This is a genomic window from Pseudomonas sp. IPO3778, from assembly GCF_013386825.1.
Lineage (GTDB): Bacteria > Pseudomonadota > Gammaproteobacteria > Pseudomonadales > Pseudomonadaceae > Aquipseudomonas.
Genome location: NZ_JACARC010000034.1, coordinates 314717 through 329301 on the forward strand (window position 1 = coordinate 314717; position 14585 = coordinate 329301).

At 61.4% G+C, this 14585-nt stretch carries 14 protein-coding genes; 5 read left to right on the forward strand and 9 right to left on the reverse strand.

The genetic code is table 11. The features are described 5' to 3' along the window. A partial coding sequence (locus HX855_RS17675) for an AlgP family protein (RefSeq protein ID WP_178948011.1) occupies positions 1-645 on the reverse strand: 645 nt, incomplete at its 3' end. A 193-nt stretch (positions 646-838) separates the two neighbouring features. Between HX855_RS17675 and HX855_RS17680 the strand changes: the two genes are divergently transcribed. Further along, positions 839-1504: an FKBP-type peptidyl-prolyl cis-trans isomerase gene (locus tag HX855_RS17680; RefSeq protein ID WP_177086639.1), complete on the forward strand. Its 666-nt coding sequence runs from the start codon at positions 839-841 to the stop codon at positions 1502-1504. Between the two features lie 53 nt (positions 1505-1557). Here the strand turns inward: HX855_RS17680 and rsd are convergent, their stop codons facing one another. The 7 genes from rsd to HX855_RS17710 form a co-directional block, all read right to left on the reverse strand. Beyond that, entirely contained in the window at positions 1558-2016 is a 459-nt protein-coding gene (gene rsd, locus HX855_RS17685) for a sigma D regulator (RefSeq protein WP_169386855.1), read from the reverse strand. Between the two features lie 206 nt (positions 2017-2222). Next, positions 2223-2744 carry a disulfide bond formation protein B gene (locus HX855_RS17690; protein WP_177086637.1) on the reverse strand — a complete coding sequence of 174 codons (522 nt, stop codon included), beginning with the start codon at positions 2742-2744 and terminating at the stop codon, positions 2223-2225. Between the two features lie 237 nt (positions 2745-2981). After that, on the reverse strand, positions 2982-4223 hold the full coding sequence (locus tag HX855_RS17695) for a heme biosynthesis protein HemY (RefSeq protein ID WP_177086635.1): 1242 nt from the start codon (positions 4221-4223) through the stop codon (positions 2982-2984). A 5-nt stretch (positions 4224-4228) separates the two neighbouring features. Next, positions 4229-5344, reverse strand: a complete 1116-nt coding sequence (locus tag HX855_RS33360) for a uroporphyrinogen-III C-methyltransferase (protein ID WP_177086632.1) — start codon at positions 5342-5344, stop codon at positions 4229-4231. Positions 5345-5362: 18 nt separating this feature from the next. Then, entirely contained in the window at positions 5363-6130 is a 768-nt protein-coding gene (locus tag HX855_RS33365; protein WP_177086630.1) for a uroporphyrinogen-III synthase, read from the reverse strand. Next, positions 6127-7068 carry a hydroxymethylbilane synthase gene (gene hemC, locus HX855_RS17705; protein WP_177086628.1) on the reverse strand — a complete coding sequence of 314 codons (942 nt, stop codon included), beginning with the start codon at positions 7066-7068 and terminating at the stop codon, positions 6127-6129. The genes HX855_RS33365 and hemC overlap by 4 nt, the downstream gene beginning before the upstream one ends. Positions 7069-7206: 138 nt before the next feature. Beyond that, entirely contained in the window at positions 7207-7953 is a 747-nt protein-coding gene (locus HX855_RS17710) for a LytTR family DNA-binding domain-containing protein (RefSeq protein WP_177043751.1), read from the reverse strand. 564 nt (positions 7954-8517) lie between these two features. Between HX855_RS17710 and argH the strand changes: the two genes are divergently transcribed. Further along, a complete protein-coding gene (gene argH / locus HX855_RS17715; protein WP_177086626.1) occupies positions 8518-9912 on the forward strand; it encodes an argininosuccinate lyase in 1395 nt (464 codons plus the stop codon). 145 nt (positions 9913-10057) lie between these two features. Here the strand turns inward: argH and HX855_RS17720 are convergent, their stop codons facing one another. Next, entirely contained in the window at positions 10058-10717 is a 660-nt protein-coding gene (locus HX855_RS17720; protein WP_169386849.1) for a glutathione S-transferase family protein, read from the reverse strand. Positions 10718-10842: 125 nt separating this feature from the next. Here HX855_RS17720 and HX855_RS17725 point away from each other — a divergent pair, with 125 nt between their 5' ends. The 3 genes from HX855_RS17725 (at position 10843) to HX855_RS17735 (ending at position 14580) form a co-directional block, all read left to right on the forward strand. After that, a complete protein-coding gene (locus HX855_RS17725) occupies positions 10843-11127 on the forward strand; it encodes a hypothetical protein (protein ID WP_177086624.1) in 285 nt (94 codons plus the stop codon). Positions 11128-11322: 195 nt separating this feature from the next. Then, a complete protein-coding gene (locus tag HX855_RS17730) occupies positions 11323-11571 on the forward strand; it encodes a TIGR02647 family protein (RefSeq protein ID WP_088422100.1) in 249 nt (82 codons plus the stop codon). Positions 11572-11739: 168 nt separating this feature from the next. Beyond that, positions 11740-14580 (forward strand): class I adenylate cyclase, encoded by a 2841-nt coding sequence (locus HX855_RS17735; protein ID WP_177086622.1) that lies wholly within the window; start codon positions 11740-11742, stop codon positions 14578-14580. The last annotated feature ends 5 nt before the right edge of the window (positions 14581-14585 follow it).

A 14585-nucleotide genomic window follows, 5' to 3' on the forward strand; every position in this document is an offset into this window, starting at 1 on the left:
AGCAGTTTTAGCCGCTGGCTTGGCAGCTGGTTTGGCAGCTGGTTTGGCAGCAGCAGTTTTGGCAGCTGGCTTGGCGGCGGGTTTGGCAGCAGCGGTTTTAGCCGCTGGCTTAGCGGCTGGTTTGGCAGCGCTGGCAGCAACTTTTTTCGCTGCTGGTTTAGCGGCCGCTTTTGCAGGCGCCTTGGCGGCTACTGCTTTGCTGGCTGGCTTTTTCGCCGCGCTGGCGGCAACGGCTTTAGCCGGAGCACGGGTGCTCAGCACTTTGCCTACAGCTTCCTTCACACGACCAACACCCTGAGCCAGTTTCAGGCTCTCGGAAGCATCACGCTTGAGTTGGGAAATGTAGGTGCGGGTTTCGGATTGACGATCCTTGAGGGCATCGAGCAAGTCCTCAAGTTCTTTGACAGCGTCCTTGGCCTTGGCTTGTGCCTTGGCTTTGCCAGCGGTCGCTGCGCCTTGGAGTTTGGTACGGGATTTGTGCAGTTTTTCCTGAGCTTTGCCGCGTTGTTTTTCAAGCTTGGCGAGCAACTTCTCAGCATCAGCCAAGGCTTGTGAACAAGCGCTTTCCAAATGTTCGAGCAGGCTGCCCGAAAGTTGTTGGAGCAAATGCAACGGGGTATTTACAGGCTTCTGTTTGGCCGACATGGTTTACCTCCTGGCTGACGTGGGTGCGGCTCATACTAGCCCTCTGCTCTTACCGCCGCTAGGGCATGTTGACAGTATCGATTGGCTTGCGTTGCACCGCACGAAAATTCTTATTGATATAACGAAAAACCACGCCACTTTTTAAGCATTCACACTGGCATAATCCATCGCACTTTCGGCTGGAGAACGCCCCATGTCGCGTTACCTTTTTTTAGTGTTGAGCGTGGCGCTTTCAGTGGCCAACGCGAGCGAGAAACCCCCGTCCAAAGATGACCACGACCTGGCCTATAGCCTGGGCGCGAGCCTGGGCGAACGCCTGCGCCAGGAGATGCCGGGGCTGCAGGTCGAAGCGCTGATCGAGGGCCTCAAACAAGCCTACCAAGGCAAGCCTCTGGCCCTGGACGACACGCGTATCGAACAGGTCCTTGCCCAGCACCAAGCGCAAAACGCGCCAGACAATCGCCCCCCACAAAGTGAAAAGGCACTCGCGGCCGAGCAACAATTTTTAGCGGCAGAAAAAGCCAAAAGTGGTGTGCGCGAATTGGCAGACGGCATCCTGCTGACCGAACTGAGCCCCGGCAGCGGCAAAAAGCCTGCGGCCGATGATCGTGTGCAAGTGAATTACGTTGGGCGACTACCTGACGGAACAGTCTTCGACAAGAGCACGCAACCTCAGTGGTTTCGTCTGGACAGTGTGATCAGCGGCTGGCGTAGTGCGCTGCAACAGATGCCGGTGGGCGCGAAATGGCGGCTGGTCATTCCATCCGACCAGGCCTATGGCGCTGATGGCGCCGGCGAGTTGATTCCGCCTTATACGCCCCTGGTATTCGAGATCGAATTGCTCGGCGCGGGTGCCTGACCCCCAACGAAAAACGGTGCGCAATGCGCACCGTTTTTTTGTGTAGCCACGAGTCAGGCTTTAGCCGTCAACTCTTCCTTGTGGGCGTTGTGCAGCACTTCGATCAGGCAATCTTCCAGCTCGAAACGCTCATGCAACAAACCGCCCAACTCTTTGAATTTTTCTGCAACACACTTGCCGGCATCACACAGGTCGTTGAAGGCCAGCAGCTTCTCGGTGATGACGTCGATGCGCGGGTAAATCGTTTCCGCCAAGTCCAGGCCTCGTTGATCGTCGAAGGCCTCGGCCTCTTTGGTCAACTGCTCGTAGACACCGAAGTGCCCCGCCGAGACGTAGTCCACCAGTACACCGCAGAACTCCTGCAATGGCTTGCGGTTCTCACCTAGCGCTTCGGGCTTGGCACCGAGAGCATCAAAGGCTCGAACCAGTTCGTGACGCGCTTTCAACCAACCATCGATCAGTTTGTGCACCCCACCCCAGCGTTCCTGAGCATTCTGACAACTTTCCAGCATGATGATCTCTCTTCCCTATAGGGGCGCCGCCCGCTGCCCGCGCAGCACTTCAAGGTTAAAGCGGCAACCGGGCAAAGGTGCATCGAACAGTCTGTTTCAATAACGCGTGCGGGCCAGATTATGCCCGCATGACTATGGCATCAAGGTACGCAGGAGAGAAAGTTCATACAAGTGTTTAATCCCTTCCTACAACCCGTGGGCACCTGTCAGTGCCGTGCAAGACCAAAACGCTGGCTCAGCAACAAGCGCGAGAACTGCGCTACACCCAGGATCAGCATGGCCACGAAGAACAGCAGGCTCCACTCGGGAATGCTCAGGTCGAACAGCGTCCAGTTGATTTCCACGCAGTCGACAGTGCCTTTGAAGATCAGGGCCAGCGTCTCCCTCAGCGACAGATGCTCGACCATGTATTGAAGACCGGGCCAACAGGTAGGCAGCTCTTGCGCCGGCGTATTTTGCAGCAGCACCTGGCGTATCGCGGTGAAAGCCCCCAGCAAGGCACAGCCCGTACTCGCCAGCCAATACAGGTAGATCCCGGACCGCCTGGGCCCATGAATCGCCGCCACCAGATTGATCAGCGTGAAGCCGGCCACCAGTATTCGTTGCACCTGACACAGGAAACAAGGACGTAAAAGCGCGGCGTATTCCAGGTAAAAGGACGCGCCCAGCGTCAGCGCACCAGCCAGAAACGCCAGGAGGAACAGGAAGCGTGAGGGGGCCAAAGACATTGTTTATCCGCAACGCAAGAGATAGGTAGTTACGGTAGAGGAAAGGCCTTACCCCTTTCAATACGCGCCGGAGCAGACGATTCCGCGAGAGCGTAGGGATATCCCGTCAGAAGGTGAGCGATTAAACGCCCGTCTGCGTAGGAGTTTACTACAAGCCGTATTGACTACAGCTATCAGGAGGGATTGAAGGGTTGGCCGCCAGACAATTCTGAGCCAACCCCGGTGCTGATTCCTACGTCAGACCCGTACCGGTACCGGCAGCGGTGCCGCCAGCAAACGCTTGTCCAACAAGCCCAGGCCTTCCTGGAACAATTGGTTGCTGCGCTCGGTGTCGCCCAACTGCGCCAGCAGGCGCGCCAGCTCGGCACAGGCTTCGGGATTGCGCTGCACCTGCAAGCTGCTTTCCAGGTAGTCCCGTGCCTTGCCCCACAAGCTGTTTTGCAGGCACAGCCGCCCGAGGGTCAGCAACAGGCTGGCATCGCCCGGATGGTCCTTGAGCCAGCCTTCGGCAAACTTCAACTGCTTCGCCGGATCGCTGCCACGCAGCAGGCCGTAGAGTCTGATCAGATGGCTGTCGTACGCGCGCTTGAGGGCGCCGCGCAGCACTTCTTCGGCCTTGGCGTCCGCGCCCAGTTGGCGCAGTTGCTCGGCGTAAGCCAGCACCAATTGCGGCTCCTGGCGCTGGGCAGACGTCAGTTGCTGCCACGCCCGCTCAAGGGATTGCTGGCCAGCCTCGCCTTGCTCTTCGCGCTGGGCAGCCAGGCTCAGGTTCTCGCCCCAGGCACGACGCTCCAGATCAGCCAGCTCGGCAGGCGGCAGCACCTTGTCCTTGCGCAGCTCTGGCAGCAGCCGGATCACCGAAGACCAATCTCCACGTTGTTGATACAGACGCTGTAGTTGGCGCAGTACCTGAACGTTATGGGGATGACGCTCATGCATGGCCTGCAAGGTGACCAGGGCGCCATCGGTGTCGCCTCGGTCCATCTGCAACTGCGCATGACTCAAGGCCACCGCCAGCTCGGCCTGGGGCTGGCGCTCAAGCGCCCGCTCCAGCAGGCTGTCCGCCTCTTCATAACGTCCCTGCTCATTGGCCGCGCGGGCAGCGCCGAGGTAATACAGCAATGGCTGGCGTTCCGCCTCGGCAGCGCGGTGCAAGTGACGCTCGGCACTGGCCCAACGCCCTTCGGCGAGGTCCATCTGGCCCTGTTCAATGGCAACCTGGACCCGACGGCTGCGGTTGCGCCGCGACCACGGGTTGACCACGCCACCCGAGGTCAGCACCAGGCCCAGCAGCGCCCTGACCAGGTAGATCGCCAGGCCGATAACAAACAGCGCCACCAGCGTGGACCACAGCCCGGACTCGTAATGCAGTACATGGGGATAGGTAATCAGCACGTAACCGGTGTGTTTCGAAATGCCCACAGCCAGTGCCAGGGCGATCGCAATCGCCAGCACCAGGATCACATAGAAACGCTTCATCGGCTTTACTCCTGGGTCGCCGGCTTGCCAGCAGAAGCCTTGGCTTCTTCGGCAGACAGGTGGCGACGGTCAAGGTAAGCCTGCACGGCGGCCAGGCTCGCGGCCAGGTCCGGCGTCACCACGGAGACGGCCTTGGGCTCGAGCTCGGCAATGCGCGCCAGCATGGTTTTGCTTTGCGGGTTGTCTTGATTGAAGTTGTCCTGCAAGACGCTCCGCGCCTCGCCCAGGGAGCGGCTGTACACCGCCGGCTCGCCATTGAGCGCCGCCCATTGCGCCTGCTCCAGCGCCAGGTTCAGGGCCAGGCGCACCTGGTTCAGGCCTTGGCCTGCCAAGAGCGGGCGAATATTGTCGTCCGGGTTGAAGTCGATGCGGAAATACCGCGAGATCTGCTCCCACCACTGGCTCCAGCGGCTGTCCGTATCGGTGGTCGGACGGCCTTCATTGGCCGCTTCCGGGAGTTGGTATTCCGGAGCGATAGCCGCCAGTTGCACGACCTGATCACGCAATGCAGCCAGTTGCAGGTACAACCCGGTACGGTCCGGCTGTTCGACGTTGCGCAACGCAGCGAGGCTCTTGGCCAACTGCTCGCGGGCAGCGTACGAGCCCGGGTCACTTTGTTCACGCAGGATTTCGTCAGCACCCTGGACCAGCGCCTGAGCACTGTTGATGTCCTGCAAGGCGGAAAGGCGCAGGCTGGCCAGGCGGATCAGGTGCTCGGCCTCGGCCAGGCGCCAGTCCTGGCGGCTGGCACCGAGCACGGTTTCCAGGCGCTGGCTCAGACGCTGTTGATCACCCTGCAATTGCGCCACCAGCCGGCGGCGCTCTTCCAGTTCATCGGCGCCCGGCAGTTGCCCCAGGCGTGCCGACAACTGCTGCTGGCCCTGCTTGAGGCTCTGGGATTGGTCGTCCAGGGTTTGTACTTGGCCCAGCTGTTGCTGGCTGCTCGCCTGCAGTGCGCGGACCTGCCAGATCCCCCAGCCACCGGCGGCAACGCCAGCGGCACCGAGCAACAAGGCCACGATGGCCAGGCCGTTGCCACGGCGCGGAGCGGTGACCGGTGTCTCAACAGGCGCATCAAGCGCGGGCTGAGCTTCATCTTTAGGCAAGGCTGTTTCGCTCACGTATCCATCCTTTGCGTATTAGAGAGTGGGAACGGAAAGACTCCGTAACGCCACTAACAAAGCCGCGGCACTGGCGCCACGACAATCCACAACTTCTTGCGCGCCAGCGGCACGCGCCATTTCGGCGACTCGCGGGCTGGGCACGAACAGCGGCAGCTGTGCCACCAGGGCCCAATCAGTGCCGGCCACGGCTTGCAGGTGTAAAAAACCCTGCCCACTGCTGACCACCACGCCGTTCAAGCGTTCCACGTTTATGCGTTGGGTCAGGGTTGCACTGTCGTAATCCGGCAGGAAACGGCGATACAACTCCAGATAGTCGACACTAGCACCTTGCTCGCGTAAACGCTCAGCCAGCAGCTCGCGCCCGCCCTCTCCCCGCAGGATCAGTACCCGGGCATCCGGCCGTGCGATAGCGTCGCGCAAGGCGGGCAGCTCAAGCAAGGCCTCACTGTCATCGCCCTGCTCGGGATAGCTGACATCGAGGCCGTGGTCGGCCAGCACCTGCGCCGTAGCAGCGCCGACGGTAAACCACGGCAACGCGGGTGGTTGTGGCCAGTGTTGAGCCAACAACTGCAAGCCCAGGCGCGCCGCCGGTTTGCTCACCACGATCACCGCACAATAGCGGCCCAGATCGCGAAACGCCGCGTGTTGCACCGGCGTGACGGGCAGCGCCTCGATCTCCAGCAGCGGCAGGCTGCTGCTGAAAATGCCTTCCTCGGATAACGTCACCGCCAGGGCTGCCGACTCCTCGGCAGGCCGCGTCAGCAGCACACGCCATTGCGTCACTGCGGGCCGGCCTCACCGTACACCGCTGCCAGAATGGCGCCGGCGCCTTTTTCCAGCAGCGCCTCGGCGACCTGGATGCCCAGGCGGGTTGCCTCGCTTTGTGGCCCGCGAATCTCGGCAGTGAGCAGCAACCCACCACTCGGGTCGCCCACCAGGCCACGCAACCAAAGGTTCTCGCCTTCCAGCACGGCATAACAGGCGATCGGCACCTGGCAACCGCCGTTGAGGTGCTTGTTCAGGGCCCGCTCGGCGGTGACGCGAATTTCAGTGTCGTGGTGATCCAGCGGCTTGAGCAGCGCATGAATTTCACGGTCGGCGGTGCGGCATTCGATACCTACGGCGCCCTGCCCGCCAGCTGGCAAGCTGTCTTCGACGCTGATGGCCGAGGTGATGCGGTCTTCAAAGCCCAGGCGGATCAGGCCGGCCGCCGCGAGGATGATCGCGTCATATTCACCGGCGTCCAGCTTGGCCAGGCGGGTATTGACGTTGCCCCGCAGGAAGCGGATTTGCAGGTCCGGCCGGCGGGTCAGCAACTGCGCCTGGCGACGCAGGCTGGAGGTGCCGACGACGCTGCCCAGCGGCAGTTCATCGAGGGAGGCGTAGGTGTTGGAAACGAAGGCATCACGCGGGTCCTCACGCTCGCAGATGCAAAACAGGCCCAGGCCTTCAGGGAAGTCCATGGGCACGTCTTTCATCGAATGCACGGCGATGTCCGCTTCGTTCTCCAGCAGAGCTGTTTCCAGCTCTTTGACGAACAGGCCCTTGCCGCCGATTTTCGACAGCGGCGAATCAAGCAGCTTGTCGCCGCGACTGACCATGGGCACCAAGGACACCGTGAGGCCGGGATGGGCTTGCTCAAGGCGTGCTTTGACGTACTCGGCCTGCCATAAGGCCAGGGCGCTTTTACGGGTGGCGATGCGGATTTCGCGAGAGGACATGGATCAATCCGTACTGAATAGATACGGCAGATAATAACAGCTCAGGCAAAGGCGCTTTGATTTGAATCAGCAAGTGCGGGGCCTCCCTGGCCACGTCGCACCGGGATATGGGCGGTGAAGCTCGCGTCAGCCCTCGGACTAAAGCTGCTGCATCATCTTGCGCACACCGGCGACATGGCGCCGGCTGACGATCAAGGCATCGCCATTGAGCCCCTTGAGGAACAGCTGAAAGTGGCCAAGCGGCGTGCGTTGCAGGCGCTCGATACGCTCGCGAGCCACCAGCGCATTGCGGTGGATGCGCACAAAACGGTCGCCAAACTCGTCTTCCAGGGCCTTGAGCGGCTCATCGAGCAGCACCTCACCGGCCTCGTGACGCAAGGTCACGTACTTGTGATCGGCGATGAAATAGACCACCTGGTCCAGGGGAATCAGCTCGATGCCCTTGCGGGTGCGGGCGCTGATATGGCTGCGCGGCCCGTTGCCGCCCTGGGCTGCGGGCTGGGTCAAGGCGGCGAGCTGGACCCGATTGGGACGCTCGGCCTTTTTCAAGGCGCGAAGCAATGCATCGGCATTGATCGGCTTGACCAGGAAGCTGACACCGCTGGCATCCAGCGCCTCGGAAGAGAACTCATCCTGGGAGGCGCACAGCACCACGGAAGGCGGCGATTCTCGCTCGCTCAGGCGGGCTGCAACCTGTAAGCCGTCAAGGCCGGGCATGCGGATGTCGAGCAAAACGACATCGGGCTTGAGGCTGTCTATAAGGGCCAAGGCTTCCTCGCCACTGGTGGCGCTCGGCTCAAGGACACTGTAACCCTCGAGTTCACTGACCAAACGGCTCAGTCGTTCGCGGGCTTGGGGTTCGTCATCAACGATCAGGACATTCATATTGCGCTGGATTCCTGCGTGAGTCTCGCACAAGGATAGCGTAGACAGGTGCGGTGACTTCCGTCACGGCGATCCACGCTAAGACTAGCGCGAGCGGCAAAAAGTGCCCCGAGAGTGGCACCAATATTTACCCGGACCTGTTCAATCGCGCCCAAAGCCTGCTGCTTTCGGGCATCGTCGTAGGGTTTGCTGATACACAATACGAACACCCCCTCTCTAATGGATAGCCTGGAGTTCGACCTCATCGCCTGGCATTGGTGCAGTGCACCTTCTGTCAGCGCGACGCTCTATCAGTGCAACTGTAGACGCTCGCGAAGACGATATTGCTCAATCGTCAAATATCGTTTCAATAAACACGCTTTGTTTATCCAAGGACCGCACGTTTTAAACCCCCATTCGGTCCTGGCTCCAGTCTCGTCCTGCGCGCGGCCGGGAGCAAGGCACTTAGCCATCCTGGAAACAAATAAAAATGCCGCACCCCGCCATCATCGCCTCCGGGGGCAACCCTGTTATTATCGGCGCCACACTTTCATGCCCTCTTTCCAGCAGATCACGAGCGAATCCATGAGCACCGACAAGACCAACCAGTCCTGGGGCGGCCGCTTCAGTGAACCCGTCGACGCCTTCGTCGCGCGCTTCACCGCCTCCGTCACCTTCGACCAGCGCCTCTACCGCCACGACATCATGGGCTCGATCGCCCACGCCACGATGCTGGCCAAGGTCGGCGTGCTGACCGACGCCGAGCGCGACAGCATCATCGACGGCCTCACCACCATCCGTGGCGAGATCGAAGCCGGCACCTTCGACTGGCGCGTCGACCTGGAAGACGTGCACATGAACATCGAGGCCCGCCTCACCGACCGCATCGGTGTGACCGGCAAAAAACTGCACACCGGTCGCAGCCGTAACGACCAGGTGGCCACCGATATCCGCCTGTGGCTGCGGGACGAGATCGACCTGATCCTGGCGGAAATCACCCGCCTGCAAAAAGGCCTGCTGGAGCAGGCAGAGCGTGAGTCCGGCACCATCATGCCCGGTTTCACCCACCTGCAAACCGCGCAGCCCGTGACCTTCGGCCACCACCTGCTGGCCTGGTTCGAAATGCTCAGCCGTGACTACGAGCGCCTGGTGGACTGCCGCAAGCGTGCCAACCGCATGCCCCTGGGCAGCGCTGCACTGGCCGGCACCACGTACCCGATCGACCGCGAATACACCGCACAACTGCTGGGTTTCGACGCCGTGGGCGGCAACTCCCTGGACGGCGTGTCGGACCGTGACTTCGCCATCGAATTCTGCGCCGCGGCCAGCATCGCGATGATGCACTTGTCGCGTTTCTCCGAAGAGCTGGTGCTGTGGACCAGTGCGCAATTCCAGTTCATCGACCTGCCAGACCGCTTCTGCACCGGCAGCTCGATCATGCCGCAAAAGAAGAACCCCGACGTGCCGGAACTGGTACGCGGCAAAAGCGGCCGTGTCTTCGGAGCGCTGATGGGCCTGTTGACCCTGATGAAAGGCCAGCCATTGGCCTACAACAAGGACAACCAGGAAGACAAGGAACCGCTGTTCGACGCCGCCGATACCCTGCGCGACTCGCTGCGGGCCTTTGCCGACATGATCCCGGCGATCAAGCCCAAGCACGCCATCATGCGTGAAGCGGCCTTGCGCGGTTTCTCCACCGCCACCGACCTGGCGGACTACCTGGTACGCCGTGGCCTGCCGTTCCGCGACTGCCACGAAATCGTCGGGCATGCCGTGAAATACGGTGTGGACAGTGGCAAGGACCTGGCGGAAATGAGCCTGGAGGAACTGCGCCAGTTCAGCGACCAGATCGAACAGGACGTGTTTGCGGTATTGACCCTGGAAGGGTCGGTGAATGCCCGTGACCATATCGGCGGGACTGCGCCGGCGCAGGTGAAGGCTGCCGTTGCTCGCGGCCAGGCCCTGCTCGCCAGCCGCTAACCCAAAGGTAAGTGCCCCGGCAAATAAGGGCGAACACTGAACCTGTGGCGAGGGAGCTTGCTCCCGCTGGACTGCGCAGCAGTCCCATTTTTGGGGCCGCTTCGCTGCCCAACGGGAGCAAGCTCCCTCGCCACAAAAGCAGTCTTTATTTCTTGGCAGCAATCATCGCCATAAACGCCGGCATCGCCGCCTCCTTGTCCGCCGCCACCCGCTGGGCATTCGGCAGCGCCTGCAAGCGCGCCAACAAGTCCTTGGCCTTCGGCAACTCAGCCAGCAAGTCCAGCCCGAACAGCTTCCCGGCCACGGCACAGGCCAGGTCCACGCTGTACACAAAATACAAATCCGCAATCGTGAAGCTGTCCCCCGCCACATACGGCGCGAACTTGCCGTGTCGCCCCAACGATGCGATCCCCAGCAATAACTCCGTCCTGGATTTTTCCTTGATCGCCTCCGGCACCGGCATTCCGAAAAACGCTTCGGCGAAGCACGCCCGGGCTGGCAGCTCGATGTACAACTCAATTTCCCTGCACAACGCCAGCACCTGAGCGCGCTGGAACGCATCGCTCGGCAGCAGCGAACGGCCGCCCTGGGTCTGTTCGAGGTATTCGAGGATCACGCTGGTTTCGTTGATGAACCCTTGCTCGACACCCAGCACCGGCACCTTGCCCCGCGGGCTCACGGCCAGGGCTTCAGGGGTCTGGCCTGCGTAGAACGGCACCTCTTCGAAGGGCAGCCCTTTCTCCAGCAGCGCCAGTTTGACCATGTTGTAGTAGTTGCTGACCGAAAATCCATAAAGCTTGAGCATCACAAAGCCTCCAGGCCGTGTAGGGGGTTGGCAGCAATGGTTATAGATCGGGATGCCAGGCCTGACCAGCAGCATCACCCGAGTGAATGGGGGTAGACTGGCGCCCTTTCCTCCAGGAGCCTGCCATGAGCGAGCCAACCGATATCGACAACGACGAAGAAGAGTTCGCCGAGACCACCTTGATTGAAGCGATCGAAAACCAGATCGAAAGCGACACCCCCCCCGCTGCCAAAGCCACGTTCAACAAGTTGACCCTGGTGGGCTACGAGCGCGAAGACATCTTGCAAATGATGGCCCACGTCCTCGCCATCGAAATCGACGCGCTGCTCGAAGAAGACCGCGCCTTCAATACCGAATGGTATGAAACTGCCTTGCGTGCACTGCCAGAGCTGCCGCCCGAGAAGCAATAACACCCAAAATTCCAGGCCGATGCTGCCCTTGTGGGAGCTGGCTTGCCTGCGATGGCATCACCTCTGGGCAACCGTTAAACCGAGTCGCCAGCATCGCAGGCAAGCCAGCTCCCACAACCGACTGGACAGCTCGCCAAAGTGCGTTCACCTTATGGCTGCTAACGTCTAAAAATTCCTAGAAAGTCTGGAGTCCTTATGTCGTATACCCCTGAGTTGGTTGCCGAACTGGAAATCCTTGCACTCTTCAACCTGGGCAGCTCCCAGGAAGGTCTGAAAGTTCATCAGACTGCCGCTCCCACTGCCATTGCCGCTGCCCGGCGCCTTTACGAAAAAGACCTGATCGACCAGCCAGACGGTGGTTACCTCACCAGCCTCGGCCGGGATGCTGCCGAACACGCACAAGGCCTGCTGACTATTCTGACAACCAGCAAAGAAGCCGCCTGACACCTCGTATCGCCCACGGAATCCTCTTTTCACGGATTCCGCGGGCATTTCTGCGCCCGGGATAAAATTCCGGCGTCAAAAACAAAATCCCGCTAAACCTCCTACGCTACTGGCTGTAAACTCCCACACGGCCGCCCACGTCGGGCCCTGCGAGCCACCGAGTTCGACATGACCCGCACCCACGAAATCCGCCCCGACCTGGACGAAGGCATCGACCGCAAGGTGCTGGCCCAGTTGCGCGCGCGGTTTCTGGCCCTGAACGAGGGCCGTATGGCCCGGGCCGTCGAAGGGCTGACGCCGCGCCAGCAAAGCGTACTGACGCTGCTACCGCTGTTTTTCCACGTCAATCACCCGCTGCTGCCAGGCTATGTATCGGGCAGCACGCCGGCCGGCCTGTCGAATTTTGAACCCGACACGCAAGCCTTGGCCGAGGCCCAGCGCCTGACCCGTACGTTCTCCTACAAGCCCCGGCACGGCAACCCGCCGCGCCCGATTCATGGCTTGTTCCTGATGGGCAGCCTGGGCACGCTGGCCCAGGCCGACCAAAGTGATATGGACGTGTGGGTTTGCCACGCCGCCGACCTCAGCGAGAGCGAGCTGACCGAGCTGCGCAAAAAATGCCAATTGCTGGAAACCTGGGCCCTGAGCATGGGCGCCGAGGCGCATTTTTTTCTGATCGAGCCCACGCGGTTTATCCAGGGCGAGCGCGACACTCAACTGAGCTCCGAAGACTGCGGCACCAGCCAGCATTACCTGCTGCTGGACGAGTTCTACCGCACCGCCATCTGGCTGGCCGGGCGTACGCCGATCTGGTGGCTGGTGCCGGTGTACGAAGAAACCCGCTACGCCGAGTTCACCCATGCGCTGATCTCCAAGCGTTTTATCCGCGCCGACGAAACCCTCGACCTGGGCCACCTGGCCCACATCCCGCCCGGTGAATTTATCGGCGCCGGCCTGTGGCAGCTGTTCAAAGGCATCGAATCGCCCTACAAATCCGTACTTAAACTCCTGCTGACCGAGGTCTACGCCAGCGAACACCCGAAGGTGCAGTGCCTGAGCCTGCGCTTCAAACGCGCGGTGTTTGCCAACCAGATGGACCTGGACGAGCTGGACCCGTACATCGTGGTCTACCGCCGGATCGAGGAATACCTCAAGGCCCGCAACGAGCCGGAACGCCTGGAACTGGTGCGGCGCGCCCTGTACCTGAAGGTCAACCGCAAGCTCAGCGCCGGCCAGCGCACCGCCAGCTGGCAGCGCTTGCTGCTGGAACGCCTGGCCAATGAGTGGGGTTGGGACCAGCGTCAGTTGGCTCTGCTGGACAGCCGCAGCCAGTGGAAAGTCCGCCAGGTGGCGTCCGAGCGTCGTGCCCTGGTCAACGAGCTTAATTACAGCTATCGCTTCCTGACCCAGTTTGCCCGCACCGAACAGACCGTCAGCCTGATCAACAAGCGCGACCTGAATGTGCTCGGCCGGCGCCTGTACGCCGCGTTCGAGCGCAAGGCCGGCAAGGTCGAGTTCATCAACCCCGGCATCGCCCCGGACCTGGCCGAAGACACCCTGACCCTGGTGCAATCGCCCAACCGCAAAGAGCCCGGCCAGCACCATTGGGGGCTCTACAACGGCAGCCTCACCGCCCTGGAATGGGAACACTTTGCGCCGATCAAGCGCAGCCGCGACCTGCTGGAAATGCTCACCTGGTGCCACCGCAACGGCGTGATCGACAGCAGCACCCGCCTGGCGCTGCACCCCGGCACCAGTGACATGACCGAGTTCGAGCTGTTCAACCTCTTGGGCAGCCTGCAACAGACCGTCGTGCTGCCGTTGGCCAGCGTGGATGAAGAGCGCCTGCTGCGCTCGGCGGTGCCCGAGGAAGTGCTGTTGCTGATCAACGTCGGCGTCGACCCGCTCAAGCACCACCGCGACCTGAACATCCTGATGACCACCGAGCGCACCGACTCCCTGAGTTACGCGGGCGTGCGGGAAAACCTGGTGCTGACCCTGGACCAGGTCACGGTCAACAGCTGGAACGAGGTGATGGTCAGCCGCTACGACGGCCCTCACGCGCTGCTCGACTGCCTGCGGGACTACCTGAATCAACTGCCGGCCAATCATTTGCCGAGATTGCGCGTGCGCTGCTTCTGCCACAACCGCGCGCAGTTCATTGCCCAGCGGGTGGAAGAGATCTTCGACACCGCGCAACACCTGCTGCTGGGTCAGGAAAACCATCGCTACCTGGTGCAGGTGCAACAGCACTACCACGTGATGGAGCTGACGCCCGGCCAAGCCAACCATGTGTCACTGGCAACCCAGGACGCGCTGATCGCCTACCTCAGCGAAGAACTGGCCAGCTACAGCCCGCTGCACCTGGACAGCATGGCCCTGGAAGACCACGACCTGGCGCTGCTGCTGCCCATGGGCCTGCCCGACTGCGTGCAGGTGTTCTACCGGATCAACGACGGGTTTGCCGAGCTGTACGTACTGGATGAGTTCAACGCGCTCTGGCAGCAGCGCCTGCCGTTTCACGACGAGCAGAGCCTGTTGGTGCCGTTGCAGCGTTTTCTGCAATCGATCATTTATCGCCGCGACGCCCTGCTGCCGCTGGACCCGCAACAGCCCCTCGGCGCGGTGCAAATTCTGTATTACCAACTGTTGCCGTCAGGCAGCGGCCGCGCCCGCCGGGCAGAACCGCGCCCTGCGCCGCAAACCCCGGCCAACAAACCGTTCTACGACGTGCAGGCGATTATCGGCAAGGCAGCGCCAGGCCAGGTGGGGATCACCTTGTACTGCAATCAACGGGAGTTTTCCGAGCTGGAATTTGGCGACCAACTGTTTGCGGTGGTCGCCCAGGAAATCGTCGGGCAACGTCGGGAGGCCGAGCGGTACCGCTGCTACATCACCGACCTGGACCTGTCCGGCCTGCTCGGTGATGTTCAAAGCCCGAGCAATCTGTACTTGCGCTACAAGGCTGATCTGGAGCTGGCGCTCAATGAAGCGCTGAACCAGGTTTAAAGCCG

Coding starts and splice junctions, on each gene's coding strand:
- HX855_RS17680 (WP_177086639.1), top strand. CDS start 839: ATGTCGCGTTACCTTTTTTTAGTGTTGAGCGTGGCGCTTTCAGTGGCC.
- argH (WP_177086626.1), top strand. CDS start 8,518: ATGAGCACCGACAAGACCAACCAGTCCTGGGGCGGCCGCTTCAGTGAA.
- HX855_RS17710 (WP_177043751.1), bottom strand. CDS start 7,953: ATGAATGTCCTGATCGTTGATGACGAACCCCAAGCCCGCGAACGACTG.
- HX855_RS17695 (WP_177086635.1), bottom strand. CDS start 4,223: ATGAAGCGTTTCTATGTGATCCTGGTGCTGGCGATTGCGATCGCCCTG.
- HX855_RS17690 (WP_177086637.1), bottom strand. CDS start 2,744: ATGTCTTTGGCCCCCTCACGCTTCCTGTTCCTCCTGGCGTTTCTGGCT.
- hemC (WP_177086628.1), bottom strand. CDS start 7,068: ATGTCCTCTCGCGAAATCCGCATCGCCACCCGTAAAAGCGCCCTGGCC.
- HX855_RS17725 (WP_177086624.1), top strand. CDS start 10,843: ATGAGCGAGCCAACCGATATCGACAACGACGAAGAAGAGTTCGCCGAG.
- rsd (WP_169386855.1), bottom strand. CDS start 2,016: ATGCTGGAAAGTTGTCAGAATGCTCAGGAACGCTGGGGTGGGGTGCAC.
- HX855_RS17730 (WP_088422100.1), top strand. CDS start 11,323: ATGTCGTATACCCCTGAGTTGGTTGCCGAACTGGAAATCCTTGCACTC.
- HX855_RS17735 (WP_177086622.1), top strand. CDS start 11,740: ATGACCCGCACCCACGAAATCCGCCCCGACCTGGACGAAGGCATCGAC.
- HX855_RS17720 (WP_169386849.1), bottom strand. CDS start 10,717: ATGCTCAAGCTTTATGGATTTTCGGTCAGCAACTACTACAACATGGTC.